The following is an 18,168-nucleotide window of genomic DNA, read 5'->3' as shown; positions in this document are numbered from 1 at the left end:
TGTTTCGGGGGGTGTGGGGGGCATCTGCGCTCCTTCGGACGCGCCGGGTGAACGGGAGGACCGCTGCTCGCCCCGGGATTGCCTGCGCCGGCGCGAGAGCCCCCGCACCGTAGAATCACATTCCGGAATATGTCAATCGCCCAAACTAACTCCCTCTCGTTCCTGCTGGTCAATCGTGTGAACCGGCGGGAACTTTCATCGCGGCGCGCCCCGGTTGACCCTCAGGCCGCGTGAGACCGCAGGCTTGGAGCCCGGAAGGGAGGAGAGCCCATGGGCTACTCGGTCGGCGGGCGGATACCGGCGCTACGGCGAGCGGCAAGCGGGCGATGGACGTGGCCGAACGGCACCGCGCGCACATCACCCGCTGGTTCTACGACTGCACCTACGAGATCCACAAGGGTCTCGGGGAGATGTACGTCACCGATCCGCGCTTCGCGGCGAACTACGAGCGGGTCGCCGAGGGGCTGAGCCGGTACGTCCGCGACGCGGTCCACGCCAACGCGGCGCGGCACGCCTGACCCCCGGTGGTCAGCTCAGGGTGATCCTCACAGTACGGCGGCGAGCGAGTTCGTCATCAGGTGGCGCCATCCGCCGTCCATGATGGAGCGGGCCCGCCGCTGCATCTCGTTGCCGGGGTCGAAGCCCTCGTGGGCCAGGAACAGCCGGGTGCCCCGGCCTTCGGGTTCGAGCGTCCAGGTGATCGTCCAGTCGGCGGCGCTGGGGCTGCCGGGGTCGGCGTCGCGCCAGGCCAGGCGGAGCATGCGCTCGGGCTCGAAGGCCAGCACCTCGGCCTGGACGGTGCCGGAGAACCCGGTGCCGGGCATGGCCGTCCCGCGCATCGTGTAGCGGTGGCCCACGCTCAGGCGGAAGTCGCCCGGCATGAACCATTGGGCGAGCAGGCCGGGGTCGGTCAGGGCCTGCCACACCCGGGCGGGCGGGTGCGCCAGGTATTCGTCCAGGCGCAGCACCGTCGGGTCGTCGAGGTCGGTCATGGTCTCTCCTCGTCCTGGTCCGTCCGGGGGCCGCTGCCGCTGTCGTGCGGGCGGCCACCGGTTCCTGTGTCGGTGTCGTCGAGCAGGTGGCGCAGGGCGGACAGCCGGTCGCGCCAGAACCGCTCGTAGGGGTCCAGCCAGTCGCGGACGCGGACGAGCGGGACGGGCTCCAGGCGGTAGAGCCGGCGCCTGCCGTCCCTGCGTTCGCTGACCAGGCCCGCCTCGCGCAGCACCCGCAGGTGCTCGGAGAAGCTGGGCCGGGCCATGGAGAAGCAGGAGGCCAGGTCCTGCACGGACTGGGGGCCGCGCTCGCGGAGCAGGCGCAGCACCTCGCGCCGCACCGGGCTGGCGAGTGCGGCGAAGATCTCGTCTTCCGCCGGTGACGACGGCTGCCGTACGGCGGTGGGGGTGACGTCCACGACCCCATAATAGGTAGGAAATTTCCTACCTGTCACCTGGGGGGCTTCACAACCCGGAAACGCGACGGAAACAGGCCTCTGTCAAGATGGGGACTCGTGATCAGGGCCATTCTGTTCGACCTCGACGAGACCCTTTTCGATCATCGCCGGGCGGTCGCGCACGCCGCGACCCGCTGGACCGAGTCGGTCTGCCCCGGTCACGAGCTGCTGCCGGAGACGCCGGCGCTCTGGCTCGACCTGGAGGACAAGCACCTGCCCGCCTGGCACGCCGGGGAGTGCTCGTTCGCCGAGCAGCGGCGCAGGCGGCTGCGCGAGTTCTGCCGGCGGCTCGGGCTGCCCGAGCCGGCCGACCCGGACGCGGCGTTCGCCCGCTTCCTGACCCACTACGAGTCGGCCTGGGCCGCCTTCCCCGACGTGCCCGAGATGCTGGACGCGCTGGCGGCCCTCGACGACGCCCCCGTGCTGGGTGTCCTCACCAACGGCGTGGCCGTGCAGCAGGAGGCCAAGCTGCGCCGCATCGGGCTGATGGACCGCATGGAGGTGGTCCTGACGCCCGACACGCTCGGCGCGTTCAAGCCCGCCCCGCAGTGCTACCACGAGGCGGCGGCGAAGCTCGGCCTGCGCCCGCAGGAGGTGCTCATGGTCGGCGACAACCTCATGCTCGACGCGATCGCCCCTGCCCGGGCGGGGCTGCACGGGGTGTGGCTCGACCGCTACCGCGCCGAGCCCGGCACCTCCTCCCCCACCGTGACGAGGATCACCACACTGCGCGACCTGCCCGAGGTGCTGGCCGCGCTGAACCCGCGCCTGATCGGCCCGTCACGCGCCGCCTGACCTCGAAGGGCTCAGGTGCAGGTGTACAGGCCGGCGGCGGCGACGCGGCGGCGGGCGAAGCCGAGCCGTTCGTAGACGGCGACGGCCGCCCGGTTCCAGTCGTCCACCATCAGCGCCGCGCGGCCGTGCTCCGCCAGCAGCGCGGACGCCACGAACCGGCACACCCGCTCCCCCAGGCCGCGTCCTCGCGCCGGTGCGGCGGTCGCGACGCCGGCGAGCAGGCCCACCGTCGGCGCGGACCACGCGTCGGCCGCGACCGCCAGCAGGGCGCCCGAGCCGTCCCGTACGCCGGCCCACCGGCGTACGGGCGGCAGGCCCGGCACGGCGTAGGAGCCGGGGTTGGCGGCGGCGAGCAGCTCGGCCACCTCAGGGGCGGCGGACTCCGCCAGCCAGGAGGCCGCCCCCTCCTGGCCCGCCACCTCCCGGCTCGTCTCCTGTCGGGGCGGCGCGAGCTTCTCGGTGCCCATCCAGGAGAAGCGGCCGGCGAGCTCCAGCTCCGGCGCGGCCTCGACGACCTGTTCGATCAGCGCGGCGTCGCCGAGTGGCCGATACGACGGCCCGGCCTCGGCCAGGGCGTGCCGTACGAGCGGGACGACCTGGGCGGCCGGGCCCCGCACCGCCAGGCGGTCGCGCCGCGACGCCTCGGGGCTGGCCACCGCCACCGCGTCCCCGTACGCCCAGGCGCGCACGCCGGGCCGCATGCCCTGCGCCGCCCACACGACGAGGTCGTCGTCTCCCGAGGCGGCGACGACCTCGGCCTCGCTCACCAGCTCACGCACGCGCGTCCCTACAGGATCGCGCCCGGCGCGTAGGCGGCGTCGTCCGGATGGCGTGCGGTGATCTCGCCGATCCGCGTGGTCACGGCCGCCACCTGACCGGCGGCCGCGCCGGCGAAGGAGGCCCGGTCGGCCAGCAGCGCGTCGAGCTCGGCCCGGCCGAGCGGGAAACGGTCGTCGGCGGCCAGCCGGTCGAGCAGCTCGTTGCCGGCGCCCCGCGACCGCATGGCCAGCGCCGAGGCGACCGCGTGCTCCTTGATGATCTCGTGGGCGGTCTCGCGGCCTACCCCGGCCCGCACGGCCGCCATGAGCATCTTGGTCGTGGCGAGGAACGGCAGGTAGCGGCCCAGCTCGGCCTCGATGACCGCCGGGAACGCGCCGAACTCGTCCAGCACGGTCAGCATGGTCTCCACCAGGCCGTCGAAGGCGAAGAACGCGTCGGGCAGGGCGACACGGCGGACGACCGAGCACGACACGTCGCCCTCGTTCCACTGGTCGCCGGCGAGCTCCCCGGCCATCGAGGCGTACCCGCGCAGGATCACGGTCAGGCCGTTGACGCGCTCGCAGGAGCGGGTGTTCATCTTGTGCGGCATCGCCGACGAGCCGACCTGGCCTTCCTTGAAGCCCTCGGTGACCAGCTCGTGCCCGGCCATCAGGCGGATGGTCTTGGCCAGGGACGACGGCGCGGCGGCCAGCTGCACCAGCGCGGTCAGCACGTCGTAGTCGAGCGAGCGGGGGTAGACCTGGCCGACGCTGGTGAAGCGGCGGGCGAACCCCAGGTGCGCGGCCACGCGGTCCTCCAGCGCGGCCAGCCGGTCGGCGCCGCCGAGCAGGTCGAGCATGTCCTGCGCGGTGCCGACCGGGCCCTTGATCCCGCGCAGCGGGTAGCGCTCCAGCAGGTCCTCCAGCCGCTCGTAGGCCACCAGCAGCTCGTCGGCGGCGGTCGCGAAGCGCTTACCGAGCGTGGTCGCCTGCGCGGCGACGTTGTGCGAGCGCCCCGCCATGACCGTCGAGGAGTGCTCGGCGGCCAGGCGGCCCAGGCGGGCCAGCAGCGCCACGACCCGGCCGCGCACCAGCAGCAGGCTGTCGCGGATCTGCAGTTGCTCGACGTTCTCGGTCAGGTCGCGGGAGGTCATGCCCTTGTGCACGTGCTCGTGCCCGGCCAGGGCGTTGAACTCCTCGATGCGGGCCTTCACGTCGTGGCGGGTGACCTTCTCCCGCTCGGCGATGGAGGCCAGGTCGACCTGCTCGGCGACCTTCTCGTAGTCGGCGATCGCCTGCTCGGGCACCTCGATCCCGAGGTCGGCCTGGGCCTTCAGCACGGCGAGCCAGAGCCTGCGCTCCAGCACCACCTTGTGCTCGGGAGACCACAGGCGGGCCAGCTCCGGCGAAGCGTAACGAGCGGCCAGGACATTCGGGATACGCGGCTTGGCATTCACGTTGGCCCAGTCTATTGAGCCCGTTCCCGCCGCCTGTCCGCAGGTGCCGGGGACGCCCGGGGGCGTCTCACGGAGCCGGCCAAGATCGGCGCGGCCGTGCTCGCCGGGATCGGGCTGCGCGGCGTCGGCGGCAGGGGCGCGATGATCGAGGCACGCACGCGGGTCGAGGGCGACGAGCTGGACGTGCTCGTCGACAAGCTCGGCGGCCGGGAGAGCCTGCTGCTGGTCGGCAACTGCGAGCACCTGATCGACGCCGTGGCCCACCTGGTGGCGGCGCTGCTGTCCCGCTGCCCAGGGCTGCGTGTGCTCGCCACCAGCCGCGAACCCCTCGCGGTCGACGGCGAGGCGTTGGTGCCGCAGTCGACCCGCCCCGGCTGTGCAGGTGACCAGTGCGCAGGTGACCAGTGCGCAGGTGACCAGTGCGCAGGTGACCAGTGCGCAGGTGACCAGTGCGCAGGTGACCAGTGCGCAGGCGACCAGACGCCGGGTGATCCGGCCGGGGTGTGCGGACTCGGGCGGCCCGGCGGAGTGCCCGATCGCGGCGGCTACGTGGTGACTGAGTGGATCGCGGTGATGCCGGCGAGGATGAGAGCGATCCCGGCGAGGAACTGTTCGCGGTCGTCGTGCCCGCGCACCTGTTTCGCCACGGCACGGGTGAACGGGTAGTCGTCGGGGTCGAGCCCTTCCCACGCCGCCGACACGGCGTCGAGGAAATCGGCGCGGTCCACATCGGGCCTGGCGGTGCCGGCACTCGCGGTGTTCGCGGCGTTCTGGCCGGCGGCGCCGAGGATGTAGTGCATCAGCGCCGATGTCGCCGTGAACCAGCTTTCCTCGGGCACGCCCAGCGCGCGGACCTGCCGGCCGATGCTTTCGAAGATCCGCGGCGCCACCGTTCCCCAGGGGCTGCGGGAGAGCTGGGTCGCGAGCTGCGTGGCAAGCCACGGATGTTCTTCGATCGCGTCGAACAGGCCGAGCGCGACGGCGCGGATCCCGTCCTGCGGCGAGTCGGCGGACTCGGCGGCCTCACGCTCGCCCGCGTCCTGCACGTCCACGGAATCCCGGCCACCGTCTACGAGGCGGAGTCCTCCCCGGCGGCGCGCGCCCAGGGCGGGATGCTCGACATCCACGACCACAACGGCCAACCGGCTCTCCAGGCGGCGGGCCTGATCGAGGAGTTCCGCGGCCTCGTCCTGGAGGGCCGCCAGGCGGCACGGGCCCTCGCCCCCGACGGGACCGTCCTGTTCGAAGAACCCGACGACGGCACGGGCGGACGCCCCGAGGTGATGCGCGGCGAACTGCGCCGGATGCTGCTCGACTCGCTTCCGGCCGGCACCATCCGATGGGGTCACAAGGCCGGCGACGTCCGCGCCCTCGGCGACGGCCGCCACGAGGTGACCTTCGCCGACGGCACCTCCGTCGTCACGAGCCTGCTGGTCGGCGCGGACGGCGCGTGGTCACGGGTCCGGCCGCTGCTCTCCGACGCCACACCCGAGTACGTCGGCATGTCGTTCATCGAGACCTACCTGTTCGACGCCGACACCCGGCACCCGGCCGGCGCGAAAGCGGTCGGCGACGGGGCGATGTACGCGCTCGCGCCGGGCAAGGCGATCCTGGCTCACCGGGAGAGCGGCGGGACCCTCCACACCTACGTGGCGCTCCGCAAACCGCAGGAATGGTTCGCCGTCATCGATTTCACCGATCCACCCGCGGCCACCGCACGGATCGCGCAGGAGTTCGACGGCTGGGCGCCGGAGCTCACCACGCTGATCACCGACAGCGACACCGCGCCGGTCCTGCGCCCCCTCAACACCCTGCCCAGCGGGCACCGGTGGGATCGCGTGCCGGGCGTGACCCTGCTCGGCGACGCCGCCCACCTCATGCCCCCGTCCGGCGAAGGCGCCAACCTGGCCATGTACGACGGCGCGGAACTCGGCAAGGCCATCGCCGCGCACCCCGGAGACGCCGAGGCCGCGCTCACCGAATACGAGCAGGCCCTGTTCCCCCGCAGCGCCGCGGAAGCCGCCGACGCCGCCCACCTCCACGAGCTCATGTTCGGCGACGACGCACCCCACAGCCTGATCGGCATGTTCACCGGACACGAATAGGCGTCGGTCCCGGCCGCCGCCGCGCACGAGGTCACCTCACAGAACGTCTCCGCCGACGGGAGCCGGATCGGCCGCCCGGGACTCCCGGGCGCCCCGGCCGCGCAGGCGGTCCACCTCACGCCACTGCGGCAGCAGCGCGGCCAGGTTGGTGGTCAGGAAGTATGCCGCGCCGGCCGTCAGCAACACCGGCGCGAGCCCGGACCACGCCACCGCCGCCCCGGCGATCAGCCCGCCCAGAGGGATGCCCGCCCACGCCATCGCGTCACCCAGCGCGTTGACCCGGCCGCGCAGGCCATGCGGCACCCGCTCGAAGGTGATCGCCCCCAGGATCGGATTGAGGAAGCCCCCACCGGCCCCGCTCACCGCGAACACCCCCAGCACCGCCCACATCGGCGCGTCGGCGGCCAGCACCAGGAACCGCGGCGCCCCGGCCAGCAGGAATCCCGCGAAGAACACCGCCCGGCGCGGCATCCGGTGCGCGACGGCCGCGGCGACCAGGCTTCCCGCGACCGCCGTGGCGCTCCACACGCCGTTGCTCAGGCCGATCGCGGCCGGGCCGTTGCCGGACCGCTCAGCCCACACGGGCAGCAGGACGGTGCCGAACGCCGCGTCCAGCAGGTTGGTGATCCCGACCATGACGATGATGGTGAGCAGCAGCGGCTCGCCACGCAGGAAGGCGAAGCCCTCGCCGAAACGCCGCCAGTAGCCGGAAGCGGGCGGGGCGCCGTCCGCCGGGCGTCCCATGCCGCGCGGCAGGGCCAGCGAGATGATCAGCGACCCGAGGGCGAAGCACGCGGCGTTGAGCACGAGACCGGTCATCGGGCCCAGCAAGGCCACGAGAAGGCCGCCGGCCGCCGGTCCGACGGTGGAGGCCAGCCGCTCGGTCACGCCGGACAGGCCGGTCGCCCGCTCCAGCGGCACGCCGGTGCGCTCGGCCGCGTCCGGGACCATCACATGCTTGGCCAGGTCGCCGGGGCCGCGTACGGCACCGATGACCGCGACCAGGGCAAGCAGCACGGGGAAGGACAGCAGACCCGCGGCGTGCAGCAGGGGAATCGCGCCGGCGGCGGCCGCGCTGACCGCATCGGTGCTCCAGGAGACGACCCGCGGGCCGGCCCGATCCACCAGCGGTCCAGTCAGCGCCTTGACCACCACGTACGGAGTCATCTCGCAGAAGGCCACCAGCCCGGTCTGGGTGGCGCTGCCTGTCGTGACCAGCACGAACCACGGCAGCGCGATGGCCGACACCCGGGTGCCGGTCAACGCGACCGCCATGGCCGCGAGCAGCCCGCCCAGCGGCCGCAGCCTGCGCGCGCGAGAGGAACCGCCGGTGATCGCGTCCTTGTCCGTCATCGGGCGTCGTCTTCCTGGCCCTGGGGCGCGTCCAGCTCGGGCAGGATCTGCACGATCACCGACACCCGCTCCGCGCCTTCCGGGGCGCCCGCCGCCTCAGGAGTGTCGCGGCGGTATCGCGTGACGACCGCCCACAGCTCCTCCCGCAGGGCGGTGGCCTCCTGCGAGGTCAGCCGCAGCGCCCAGTCGCTCATGTCGCACGCGGCGCGCCACGCGCGCGGCATCGTCTGGAGCTCGTTGATCGCCCGCTGGGTGCGCATGGTGTAGGTGGCGGCGACGGACTGCAGGTAGGCCACCGTGGCCTCGGGCTCCCGCTCGGCCAGGTCCAGGTCGTCCAGGAAGGTGGACCGGTGGACCGCGCGCCACCAGCGCTCCCGCGCGTTCCCGCGTTCGGTGTCCTCCTGCACGAAGCCCGCGGCGGCGAGCCGGCGCAGGTGGTAGCTGGCCGCGCCGGAGTTGATGTTCAGCAACTCGGCGAGCCGGGTGGCCGTCGACGGGCCGTGCTTGCGCAGCAGGCCCACCACCTGGACGCGCACCGGATGCGCGAGGGCGCGAAGCCCCTTCGCGTCCAGGACGACCGCGTCCTCCGCGTCCGGGGAGTAAAAGGTGTCGCCGTGATCGGTCATGAACCCCACCGTAAACCGCAAACAGTTCTTCGCGAAGAATCCTTCGCGAAGAACTGTTTGCGGTTAGCTACATGTGGCGGCCAGGCTCACTTGGCCGGTTCGAGGGCCTCCTTGCCGTACACGGTCAGATCCCCCTCGCCGTCGCCCGAGGCGGGCTGCTTCGGCGTACGGCGCATCCGCTCCTTCAGCCGCTCCACCATCGTGTACAGCGTCGGCACCAGCACCAGCGTCAGCAGCGTCGAGGAGATCAGGCCGCCGATCACGACGATGGCCAGCGGCTGGGAGATGAACCCACCCGAACCGGTCACGCCCAGCGCCATCGGGGTGAGCGCGCAGATCGTCGCGATCGCGGTCATCAGGATCGGGCGAAGCCGCCGCCGGCCGCCCTCCATGACCGCCTCCACCACGCCCAGCCCCTGCTCGCGGTACTGGTTGATCAGGTCGATCAGCACGATCGCGTTGGTGACGACGATGCCGATCAGCATCAGCATGCCGATCAGCGCGGGCACGCCGAGCGCCGTGTCGGTGACCAGCAGCAGCCCGATCGCGCCGGTCGCCGCGAACGGGATGGACACCAGCAGGATCAGCGGCTGCACCAGGCTGCGGAACGTCGCCACCATGATCATGAAGACGATCGCCACCGCGAGCAGCATGGCCACCCCCAGGTCGGCGAACGCGTCCTGCTGGTCGGAGCTCGCACCGCCGATCTTGTACGTCACCCCTGCCGGCAGCGTCAGCGTCTTCAGCTTGTCGGTGACCTTCGTGGTGATCGCACCGAGGTCGGACGCGTCGGCGGTGCCCGACACCGTCGCGGTGCGGTCGCCGTCCTGCCGGGTGATCTGGGTGGGCCCGTCGGCCTTCACCACGTCGGCGACGTCGCCGAGCTTCACCATGCCCGTCGCCGTGGGGATCGCGAGCTTCCTGATCGCCGCGATGTCGTCGGGCGCGTCACCGCCGGCGCGCAGGATCACGTCGCTGGAGCGGCCGTCGACGTCGATCGAGCCGACCGGGGCGCCGCGGAACGCCTGCGCGACCAACTGCCCGATCCCGGCCTCGGTCAGGCCCCTGGCGGCGGCCTTCTCCCGGTCCACGTGCACCTCGACCCGAGGGACGCTGTCTTCGAGGTTGGAGGCGACGTCCCGCAGCCCGTCGACCCCGGCCATGGCGTCGCGCACCGTGGTGGCCGCCGTCTTCAGCGCGGCCTGGTCCGAGCCCTGCACGATGACCTGCACCTGGTCGGAGTTGAACCCGCCGTCGCTGCCGCCGACCGTGATGTCGCCGATCCCCGTCAGGCCCTTCAGCCTCTCCCTCAGCCGGTCCTCCAGGGCGGACGTCTCCACGCCCTCCTTGAGGGTCACCGAGAACGACGCGCGGTCGGAGCCCCCGCCCAGCCCGCCGAGGAAGCGGTTCCCGCCGCCGACCGTCACCTGGTAGGACTTCACGCCCCCGTCGGCCGCGAGCACCGCCTCGACCTTCTTGGCCGCCGCGTCGGTGGTCGCCAGGTCGGTCCCGGCCGGCATCCGCTGGCTGATCTGCGTGGTGTCGTTGCCCGAGTTGTCGAGGAAGTTCGTCTTCAGGTTGGGCGCCAGCGCCATCGTGGCGACGAACACCACCACCCCGATCAGCACCGTGATCAGGCGCCGCCGCGTCGCGAAACGCAGCACCGGCAGGTAGATCCGCTGCAGCGGGCTGCGCAGCTCCTTGCGCTCGGCGTCCTCGCGTACGGCCTGCACCTCCTGCGGCGTGAGCACCGGCGCCTTGAGGAACCAGTACGCCAGCACCGGGATGACGGTCAGCGCGACCAGCAGCGACGCGAGCAGCGCCACGGTCACCGTGATCGCGAACGGGCTGAACAGCTGCCCCACCATCCCGCCGACGAAGGCGATCGGCAGGAACACCGCGACCGTCGTGAGCGTCGAGGCGGTCACCGCGCCGGACACCTCGCGCACCGCGCCGAGGATCGCCCGCCGCTTCTCCTCACCGTAGGCGAGATGGCGCTTGATGTTCTCCAGCACCACGATCGAGTCGTCGACCACCCGGCCCACGGCGATCGTCAGCGCCCCCAGCGTCAGCAGGTTCAGCGAGTAGTCGCCGATCCACAGCGCGATCAGCGCGATCACCACCGACAACGGGATCGACACGGCCGTGACCAGGGTCGAGCGGACCGACAGTAGGAACACCAGGATCACGACCACGGCGAACGCCAGGCCCAGCAGGCCCTCGGTGGTCAGGTCCTCGATGGACCGCTCGACGTACGGCGCCTGGTCGAACACCACCGTCAGCTCGGCGCTGTCGCCGAGGGCGCGCGTCAGGTCCGGCAGGGCGTCGTTCACGTCGTGGGAGATCTGCACGGCGTTGCCGTCGGGCACCATCGTGATCGACACGCCGAGACTCGGGATGCCGTTGGTGCGGGTGAGCGTGGTCGCGGACGCGTCCTCGACCTTGATGTCGGCCACGTCGCCGAGCTTGACCGGCTTCGGCCGGGCCGCGGCGGCGCGTGCCTGTGCCGCCGCCGTCGCCGAGCTCTGCGGCGCCCCCGCCCGGCGGCCGCGCCCTGTCCTGCGCCTTGTCCCGCGCCGGCGCCGCCGCCCTGGCCCGCCGCGGGCGCGGCAGGGGTCAGGTACAGGTTCTCGAGGTCCTTCACCGTACGCACCGGGTCGCCGATCTGCACGGTCAGCGACTTGCCGTCCTCGGTCAGCGTGCCGGCCGGGATGGACACCCCGTTGGCCCGCAGGAGGTCGGGGATGGCCGCGGCCGACAGCCCCAGCAGGGCGAGCCTGCCCTGATCGGGAGTGATGACGACCTGCTGATCCCGGGCGCCGCTGACGGTGACGTCCCGGACGCCCTCGATCGACTGCAGCTCCGGCACCATGATCTTTTCGATCTTGTCGGCCATGGCGTGCTGGTCGCCGCCGTCGCCCACCGCGATCGCCATCACCGGAATGTCGTCCGTGCTGCCCGCGACCACCTGCGGATCGACGTCGGCCGGAAGCTGGGCCTTGATCCGGCTCACGGCCTGCTGCATCTTCCCGATCATCTGGTCGATGTCGGTGCCGTAGTCATAGGCCACCTGCACCTGGGACATCCCCTCCCGTGAGGTGGAGGTGATGTCGGTGACACCGGCGATACCCTGGAACGCGCTCTCGATCGGCTTGGTGACCTGCTCCTCCACGATCTCGGGAGCGGCACCCGGATAACTCGCAACCGTGAACGCCGCCGGGAACTCCAGCGACGGGAAAAGCTGTTGCTTCAGCGAGGGAATCGCGAACAAGCCGAAACCCGCGAGCACCAGCGTGATCATGATCACGAGAGTGCGGTTGGCAAGGCTCAGCCTGGCCAAGGAGGTCATCCGAGCTCCTGACATCGGGGGAAGTGTTCGCCCCAGCCTAACACTTCGCATCATCCGAACATTCAGCTCTCGTATTAACGGCTGGTAACCTCTTGACCCGAGAGGTGACAGTGAACGACAGCCCAGCCGAGCGCCGCACCGGAACCGGCGCGGGCGGCCGCCCCCCACCCCCAGGACGACCCCGCCACCCTCGGGGAGGACACCGAGCGCGGGTGCATCATCGCCCGCCTCGCGGAGCTGCAGCGCAGCAGTGGGCCGGTTCTTCGCCCGCGACCGCTCGGATGCCGCTGCTGGCCTCCACCCTCACGATGCAGCAGCTCAAGGTCGTCATGTTCCTGTCGTTCGCCGGGTCCGCCTCCGGGCAGGAACTCGCCCGCCACCTCGGCGTCGGCCTGGCCACCGTCACCGGCATCGTCGACCGCGTGGTCGCCCAGGGCCTGGCCGGCCGTCACGAGGACCCCCACGACCGCCGCGTACGCCGCGTCGAGCTCACCGAGGCCGGGCGGCGGCTCACCAGCGAGATCATCGAAGCCGGGACCGGCGGCTACATCCGCCTCCTGCGGCGCCTCGACACCGAGACCCTGCGCACCATGGAGACGGTGATGCGCAAAATCGAGGACGCGATGCGCGAGATGCACGCCGAAGACGCCGAAGACGCCGAAGACGCCGACCCCGCCTGACCCGTCCGCCGGGCCCGCCCCGGCCTGCTGCTACCTTCCGGCGATATGCCGACCTACATCGAGGAACTCTTCTCACTCACCGGCCGGTCGCCCTCGTCACCGGAGGCAGTTCCGGCATCGGATACGCCATGGCGGAGGCGCTCGGACGCGCCGGGGCGGCCGTGGTCCTGGTCGCCCGGCGGCGCAAGGAACTCGCCGAGGCCGTCGGCGAACTCGAAGGCCACGGCGTGCGCGCGGCCGCGATCAGCGCCGACCTCGGGGACCGCGCCGACGTCGCCCGCGTGTGCGAGGAGACGGACGGGTTCTTCGGCGAGATCGACATCCTCGTCAACGACGCCGCCAACAACATCCGCAGGCCCATGGCCGAACTGACCGTCGGCGACTACGACCAGACCATCGCCGTCAACCTCACCGCGCCGTTCCTGCTCGGGCAGCACTTCGGCCCCCGCATGGCGGCCCGGGGGCGGGGACGCATCATCAACATCGGCTCCCAGCAGTCGATCAGCGCCTTCGGCGACAGCGGCGTCTACGGCGCGGCCAAGGCCGCCGTCTGCGGGCTGACCCGCTCCCAGGCCGAGGCATGGTCGGCGCACGGGGTCACCAGCAACACGATCATCCCCGGCTTCGTCCTGACCCCGCTGACCGCGCCCGCCCAGGCCGTCCCCGGACGGGTTGAGCAACTGGCCGCCCGGTCCATGTCCGGGCGCAACGGCGTCCCCGACGACTTCCGCGGCGTGGCCGTCTTCCTCGCCTCCGACGCCTCGTCGTACGTCACCGGCCAGGCCATCTGCGTCGACGGCGGCTTCAGCGTCCACTAGGCCCTACCCCTCGGTCTACCTGCGGGTTTCCCGGGCCGTGGAGGACAGCTGATCGCCACTTGGCCCACCGCCGCAGCTACGGAGTTCCAGGCCGGGTATGAGCCTCACGTCCCGGCGGAACCGGACGAGCGACAGCGAACGCCGGGTCAGGAACAGGAAGGCACGTACCGAGATGTCCCGCTCCCGCGCGCGCGACCCGCGCGACACCAAGGTCCTCGCGATGGTCCTCGCGCCCCGGCGGCTGGCCATGGCCGCGCTCGTGATCACGGCGGTGGGGACCGCGGCCGCGCAGCCCGCGATCGCCCGCGTCGCCCCGCATCACGCGCGCGCGGGGCACGCGGCGCTCCGCGACCCCGGTCCGGGCGGTGGCGGCGGCCAGGTGATCAAAGGAGGGCGCGCGGGCGGCGGCCAGGGGCGGTCCGGTGCGGGCCGGTTCAACCAGAACCTGACCGGCGTCATCGCCCCCACCTTCGTGAAGGGACAGGCGCAGCAGGCCATCACCGACCAAGGCGGTTTCGAGGTGCAGTCCGCCTTCTGCGGATCCCAGCCGGACATCTGCCTGCTCGGGCAGAACATGCCGGTCCGTCACGGTCACGGATCCTGACGTCCCCGCTGTCCGCCGCCCGGCCGCCCCGGGTAGCCGTGCGGTGAGCGGCCTCGGAAACCGGCATGGCGGGCGCTGACCCGCACGCGACGTCGGCCGGGGATGAAGGCATATGGCGATCGCCGGTCACCGCGGTCGCGGTGCTGTTGGCTTGACCTTGACGCTGCGTCAACTTCTAGCATCGCGGCCATGTCGATCACTGTTCTTGACACCCACTCCGCCATGAAGCGGATCCTGCTGGCCCCGGTCGCGGACCGCGTCGACCTGCTGCGTTCGATGCTGGAGCCCAGCAGGGGCATGTACCGCTACCACCCCGGCGAGGTCGACCTGGTCGCCATGCACCTCGAAGCGTCCGGGTTCCCCATCGACCGCGACGAGGAGCGTTGCCTCGACGCGCTCGAAACCCTGGCGACGGCCGGAGCCTGGGAGCGGATGCAACGCGCCCTCGACGAGGCTCTCACCGTACTGCTTGAGGCGACGCCAGGGCTGGGGGCCCCGGACATCACCGTGCTGTTCGTGCTCGGCGATCCGGGTGACGAGCACTTCATGGGTCCCTGCCAAGGAGTGACCGGGTTCGGCGGCATCTCGGGCCACATCGTGATCACGCTCTGGCCCTTCCCGGAGAACGTGGAGCGGCTGGAGGCCACCGCCGTGCACGAACTCCACCACAACCTGCGGTTCGGCCCGGGCGGGGTTGTGTGGGACCCGATGACCGTCACGGTCGGCGATCACATCGTCTCCGAGGGACTGGCCGACGCCTTCGCCCGCCAGCTCTACGGCGACGAGCTCGGCTCCACCCGCATCGGCGTGCCGCACCTGCACGACGACGAGATCTTCGGCAAGGTGCTCACCGGGCTCGAGGTGACAGGCATGCAGAACTTCACTGCCTGGGTGCACGGCGACCCGAGCGCCGAGCGCTTCGGCCTCACCCCGGTGGGACTGCCGATGGGCGCCGGGTACGCCGCGGGCAACCGACTGGTCGACACCTACCTGGCGGCGACCGGGCAGACTGCGGCGCAGGTCCTGCACGCCGACAGCTCGGAGATCATCGCCGCCATGCTCCGCCGCGGGTAACACTGGAACGATGGAGTGGACGATCCAGGAACTCGCGACGAGGGCCGGCGTCACCAGTCGCACCCTGCGTCACTACGACCACGTCGGGCTCTTGACCCCGTCCCGGGTCGGCGCGAACGGATACCGCTACTACAACCTCACCGCGGTCGCCCGGCTACAGCGGATCCTGCTCATGCGCCGGCTCGGCATGGGCTTACCGGCCATCGCCGAGGTCCTGGCCGACGAGGTGGACACCTACGACGGGCTCCGCGCCCACATCGCCGCACTGGAAGAGGAACGGGACCGCATCGAACGGCAGATCCGGTCTGTGCGTCACACGCTCGAGGCCCTGCAGGCGGGGGCGGAACCGCGGATGGACGTCATGCTGGCGGGGTTCAACGACCGCTACAAGGACGAGGTGGTCTCACGCTGGGGCGAGCGCGCGTTCCAGGCGAGCAACGACTGGTGGCACGGCAAGACCCTTGACCAGCAGCGGGCCTGGAAGCAGGCCGCCGAAGACCTCGTCGCCGCATGGGTCGCCGCAGTGAAGGCCGGTGTTTCCCCGACATCGGAACACGCTCAGTCACTGGCTGCCCGGCAGGTTCGGTGGCTGAGCCAGATCCCGGGTACCCCCACGGCCGAGGGCGACCGGGAGCGCTCGATCGAGATGGTGAAATGCCTGGGGGACATGTACGTCGACGACCCCCGCTTCGCCGGCATGTACGACGACGCCGCGGGGGCGACGTTCGTCCGCGACGCGCTGCAAGCGTACGCGCGGACCCGGATGTAGCTCGTATGGCCGGCAGAAACGAGCTCTGCCAATCGGCGGCCAAGTTCCTGGGTCGTGTCCGCCGGACGAGGCCGCCGAGCGCTGCCGTTCTCGAAGGCCATTCCGCATGAAAGTTGCACGACCCGCCTAACTCTGCCGCAGCTCACGGCCGCACCCGAGGGTGCCCGCTTGACCGCTCCACACGTCCTGATCACGATCACACGGCAAGATCCTCCAGAAAAGGGACGTAATGAGCACCCTGCGCATCGCCAGGCCGGCCATCGCACTCCTCATGAGCGCAGCGGTGGCCGCCCAATTCCTCACCGGCGTACCCGCCGCGACCGCCGACACCGCGACCGTCAACGTCATCGTCAACACCCGCGCGGCCTGGCCGCCGCGTCCGACACCGCCGTCGGCACCAACCACGCGATCTGGGACAGCAATCTCGGCACGAACGAGACCGCCGACCTCCTCAAGGCCGCCGGCGTGAAGATGCTGCGCTACCCCGGCGGGTCGTACGGCGACATCTACCACTGGAAGACCCACACGGCCCCGGGCGGCTACGTCGCCCCCGGCACCGACTTCGACACCTTCATCAGCGGGGCCAAGCGCACCGGCGCCCAACCGATCATCATCGCCAACTACGGCACCGGCACCGCCCAGGAAGCCGCCGACTGGGTCGAGTACGCCAACGTCACCAAGAAGTACGGCGTGAAGTACTGGGAGATCGGCAACGAGAACTACGGCAACGGCCACTACGGCGCCGACTGGGAAGCCGACGACCACGCCGACAAGAGCCCGGCCGAGTACGCCAGGAACCTCGTGCAGTACGCGGACGCGATGAAGGCCGTCGACCCGACCATCAAGATCGGCGCGGTGCTGACCACCCCCGCCAACTGGCCCGACGGCATCGTCGCCAGCGGCGACCAGGCCACCTGGAACGACACCGTCCTGTCGATCGCCGCCTCGAAGATCGACTTCGTCATCCTGCACTGGTACCCGCCGTACAACAACGCGGCCGACGTCCTCACCAAGACCGCCCACATCCCCGACATGATCTACCTGGTCCGCAAGCAGATCGCCAAGCACGCGGGCGCCCGCGCCGGCGACATCGGCATCGCGGTGACCGAGATCAACAGCGGGATCGCGCCGAACACCCAGCCCGGCGCGCTGTTCGCCGCCGACGCCTACGCCGGCCTCATGGAACAGGGTGTCTTCACCGTCGACTGGTGGAACGTCCACAACGGCATCGGCACCGTCAGCACCGTCGCCGGCCAGACCGACTACGGCGACTTCGGCATGCTGTCCAGCGGCGCTTGCTCCGGCGACACCTGCGAACCCCCGCTGAACACGCCCTTCGCTCCGTACCACGCGCTCTCCATGATCAGCTCGTTCGCCCGCCCCGGCGACCGGTTCGTCCGCGCGGCGACCGACGAGCCGCTGGTCGCCGCGCACGCCGCACGGCGCCCCAACGGCGATCTCGCCGTCCTGCTGATCAACCGCGACCCGGACGGCGAACACCAGGTGAAGATCGACTACGAGGGGTTCTCCCCCGCCGGCGAAGCGCCCACGGTGCAGACCCTCACCAACGGCGCCACCTCGGTCAGCACCGGCCACAGCGGGACCGCCACCACCCAGACCCTCCCGCCGTACTCGCTGACCACGCTGGTGCTGCACCCGGCCACCGCCACCACGGGCGCCCCCGCCGCTCCCGGGCAGCCCACCGCGAGCGGCGTCACCGACAAGACCGCCACCATCTCCTGGCCCGCCGCCGCGCCCGGCGCGAGCCCCGTCGCCAAGTACGAGATCCACCGCCAGAACGGCGCGATCACCGAACAGCTCGGCGAGACCTCCGGCACCTCCTTCACGGTCCGCAACCTCGTCCCCGGCACCCGTTACACCGTCAACGTCCTCGCCCGTGACACCGCCGGCCGCGTCTCCTGGGCCTCCGCGCCGCTCACCTTCACCACCGGCACCCCCGACAAGAGCTCCTGCTCGGTCCGCCTGAGGGACACCAACGACTGGGGCAACGGGTTCGTCGCCACGGTGGACATCACCAACACCGGCACGGCCGCCGTCGACGGCTGGACCCTCCACTACACCTGGCCCACCGGGTGGCAGACCGTCAGCAGCGGATGGAGCACCAACTGGACGCAGAACGGGACCTCGGTGACCGTCACCAGCACCCCGGACAACGGTAAGCTCGCCCCCGGCGCGAGCACCTCGATCGGCTTCGTCGGCGCCTACAGCGGTCCCAACGTGCTGCCGACCGCCTTCACCCTGAACGGCGCCCTCTGCACGGCCCAATGATCCGCCTCCAGCGATCATGGGCTTGACTTAGAGCGCGCTCT

The 18,168-nt window shown here is 71.5% G+C and carries 19 protein-coding genes; 10 read left to right on the top strand and 9 right to left on the bottom strand.

The window, feature by feature from the left end; all coding sequences use genetic code 11:
- Positions 1 to 230: 230 nt before the first annotated feature.
- Positions 231 to 518, top strand: coding sequence for a TipAS antibiotic-recognition domain-containing protein (locus tag B1L11_RS29135; RefSeq protein ID WP_079318195.1), 288 nt, complete (start codon positions 231 to 233; stop codon positions 516 to 518).
- Between the two features lie 27 nt (positions 519 to 545).
- On the opposite strand, the gene B1L11_RS29130 is transcribed toward B1L11_RS29135, so the two are convergent.
- Positions 546 to 992 (bottom strand): SRPBCC domain-containing protein, encoded by a 447-nt coding sequence (locus tag B1L11_RS29130; RefSeq protein WP_079318193.1) that lies wholly within the window; start codon positions 990 to 992, stop codon positions 546 to 548.
- Entirely contained in the window at positions 989 to 1,411 is a 423-nt protein-coding gene (locus B1L11_RS29125) for a helix-turn-helix transcriptional regulator (protein WP_079318191.1), read from the bottom strand. Before B1L11_RS29125 ends, B1L11_RS29130 begins: the two co-directional genes overlap by 4 nt.
- Before the next feature lie 96 nt (positions 1,412 to 1,507).
- On the opposite strand from B1L11_RS29125, the gene B1L11_RS29120 reads away from it, so the two are divergent.
- The gene (locus B1L11_RS29120; RefSeq protein ID WP_179155376.1) at positions 1,508 to 2,245 is read left to right on the top strand and encodes an HAD family hydrolase; all 738 of its coding nucleotides are present in this window, start codon (positions 1,508 to 1,510) and stop codon (positions 2,243 to 2,245) included.
- An 11-nt stretch (positions 2,246 to 2,256) separates the two neighbouring features.
- Here the strand turns inward: B1L11_RS29120 and B1L11_RS29115 are convergent, their stop codons facing one another.
- Both B1L11_RS29115 and purB read right to left on the bottom strand, forming a co-directional pair.
- Positions 2,257 to 3,024, bottom strand: a complete 768-nt coding sequence (locus B1L11_RS29115) for a GNAT family N-acetyltransferase (protein ID WP_079318187.1) — start codon at positions 3,022 to 3,024, stop codon at positions 2,257 to 2,259.
- Positions 3,025 to 3,032: 8 nt separating this feature from the next.
- Positions 3,033 to 4,460: an adenylosuccinate lyase gene (gene purB, locus B1L11_RS29110; protein WP_079318185.1), complete on the bottom strand. Its 1,428-nt coding sequence runs from the start codon at positions 4,458 to 4,460 to the stop codon at positions 3,033 to 3,035.
- A gap of 382 nt (positions 4,461 to 4,842) precedes the next feature.
- Here purB and B1L11_RS47220 point away from each other — a divergent pair, with 382 nt between their 5' ends.
- A complete protein-coding gene (locus B1L11_RS47220; protein ID WP_179155375.1) occupies positions 4,843 to 5,016 on the top strand; it encodes a hypothetical protein in 174 nt (57 codons plus the stop codon).
- Here B1L11_RS47220 and B1L11_RS29100 read toward each other — a convergent pair.
- Entirely contained in the window at positions 5,006 to 5,512 is a 507-nt protein-coding gene (locus tag B1L11_RS29100; protein WP_079318205.1) for a TetR/AcrR family transcriptional regulator C-terminal domain-containing protein, read from the bottom strand. The two genes, B1L11_RS47220 and B1L11_RS29100, sit on opposite strands and share 11 nt — an antisense overlap.
- Between B1L11_RS29100 and B1L11_RS29095 the strand changes: the two genes are divergently transcribed.
- Positions 5,405 to 6,565, top strand: coding sequence for an NAD(P)/FAD-dependent oxidoreductase (locus tag B1L11_RS29095; protein WP_079318183.1), 1,161 nt, complete (start codon positions 5,405 to 5,407; stop codon positions 6,563 to 6,565). The two genes, B1L11_RS29100 and B1L11_RS29095, sit on opposite strands and share 108 nt — an antisense overlap.
- Before the next feature lie 36 nt (positions 6,566 to 6,601).
- Here B1L11_RS29095 and B1L11_RS29090 read toward each other — a convergent pair whose 3' ends face one another.
- From B1L11_RS29090 to B1L11_RS52240, 4 genes are all read right to left on the bottom strand, one after another.
- Positions 6,602 to 7,918 (bottom strand): MFS transporter, encoded by a 1,317-nt coding sequence (locus tag B1L11_RS29090; RefSeq protein ID WP_079318169.1) that lies wholly within the window; start codon positions 7,916 to 7,918, stop codon positions 6,602 to 6,604.
- On the bottom strand, positions 7,915 to 8,544 hold the full coding sequence (locus B1L11_RS29085; protein ID WP_079318203.1) for a transcriptional regulator: 630 nt from the start codon (positions 8,542 to 8,544) through the stop codon (positions 7,915 to 7,917). The genes B1L11_RS29090 and B1L11_RS29085 overlap by 4 nt, the downstream gene beginning before the upstream one ends.
- Positions 8,545 to 8,630: 86 nt before the next feature.
- Positions 8,631 to 10,991 (bottom strand): efflux RND transporter permease subunit, encoded by a 2,361-nt coding sequence (locus B1L11_RS29080; RefSeq protein ID WP_256862993.1) that lies wholly within the window; start codon positions 10,989 to 10,991, stop codon positions 8,631 to 8,633.
- The gene (locus B1L11_RS52240) at positions 10,874 to 11,893 is read right to left on the bottom strand and encodes an efflux RND transporter permease subunit (protein ID WP_256862990.1); all 1,020 of its coding nucleotides are present in this window, start codon (positions 11,891 to 11,893) and stop codon (positions 10,874 to 10,876) included. Before B1L11_RS52240 ends, B1L11_RS29080 begins: the two co-directional genes overlap by 118 nt.
- 281 nt (positions 11,894 to 12,174) lie before the next feature.
- Here B1L11_RS52240 and B1L11_RS29070 point away from each other — a divergent pair, with 281 nt between their 5' ends.
- From B1L11_RS29070 to B1L11_RS29045, 6 genes are all read left to right on the top strand, one after another.
- A complete protein-coding gene (locus B1L11_RS29070) occupies positions 12,175 to 12,573 on the top strand; it encodes a MarR family winged helix-turn-helix transcriptional regulator (protein ID WP_079318163.1) in 399 nt (132 codons plus the stop codon).
- A gap of 128 nt (positions 12,574 to 12,701) precedes the next feature.
- Positions 12,702 to 13,391 carry an SDR family NAD(P)-dependent oxidoreductase gene (locus tag B1L11_RS29065; RefSeq protein WP_143737625.1) on the top strand — a complete coding sequence of 230 codons (690 nt, stop codon included), beginning with the start codon at positions 12,702 to 12,704 and terminating at the stop codon, positions 13,389 to 13,391.
- 172 nt (positions 13,392 to 13,563) lie between these two features.
- Positions 13,564 to 13,995: a hypothetical protein gene (locus tag B1L11_RS29060; RefSeq protein ID WP_143737624.1), complete on the top strand. Its 432-nt coding sequence runs from the start codon at positions 13,564 to 13,566 to the stop codon at positions 13,993 to 13,995.
- A gap of 189 nt (positions 13,996 to 14,184) precedes the next feature.
- On the top strand, positions 14,185 to 15,069 hold the full coding sequence (locus B1L11_RS29055) for a DUF2268 domain-containing protein (protein ID WP_079318159.1): 885 nt from the start codon (positions 14,185 to 14,187) through the stop codon (positions 15,067 to 15,069).
- Between the two features lie 10 nt (positions 15,070 to 15,079).
- A complete protein-coding gene (locus B1L11_RS29050; RefSeq protein WP_079318157.1) occupies positions 15,080 to 15,838 on the top strand; it encodes a MerR family transcriptional regulator in 759 nt (252 codons plus the stop codon).
- Positions 15,839 to 16,309: 471 nt separating this feature from the next.
- Positions 16,310 to 18,127: a cellulose binding domain-containing protein gene (locus B1L11_RS29045; RefSeq protein ID WP_256862992.1), complete on the top strand. Its 1,818-nt coding sequence runs from the start codon at positions 16,310 to 16,312 to the stop codon at positions 18,125 to 18,127.
- The last annotated feature ends 41 nt before the right edge of the window (positions 18,128 to 18,168 follow it).

The organism is Microbispora sp. GKU 823 (assembly GCF_002027145.1).
Classification (GTDB): domain Bacteria; phylum Actinomycetota; class Actinomycetes; order Streptosporangiales; family Streptosporangiaceae; genus Microbispora; species Microbispora siamensis.
Note: the sequence above shows the minus strand (reverse complement) of the source record. Positions and strands in the feature narration are given on the sequence as shown.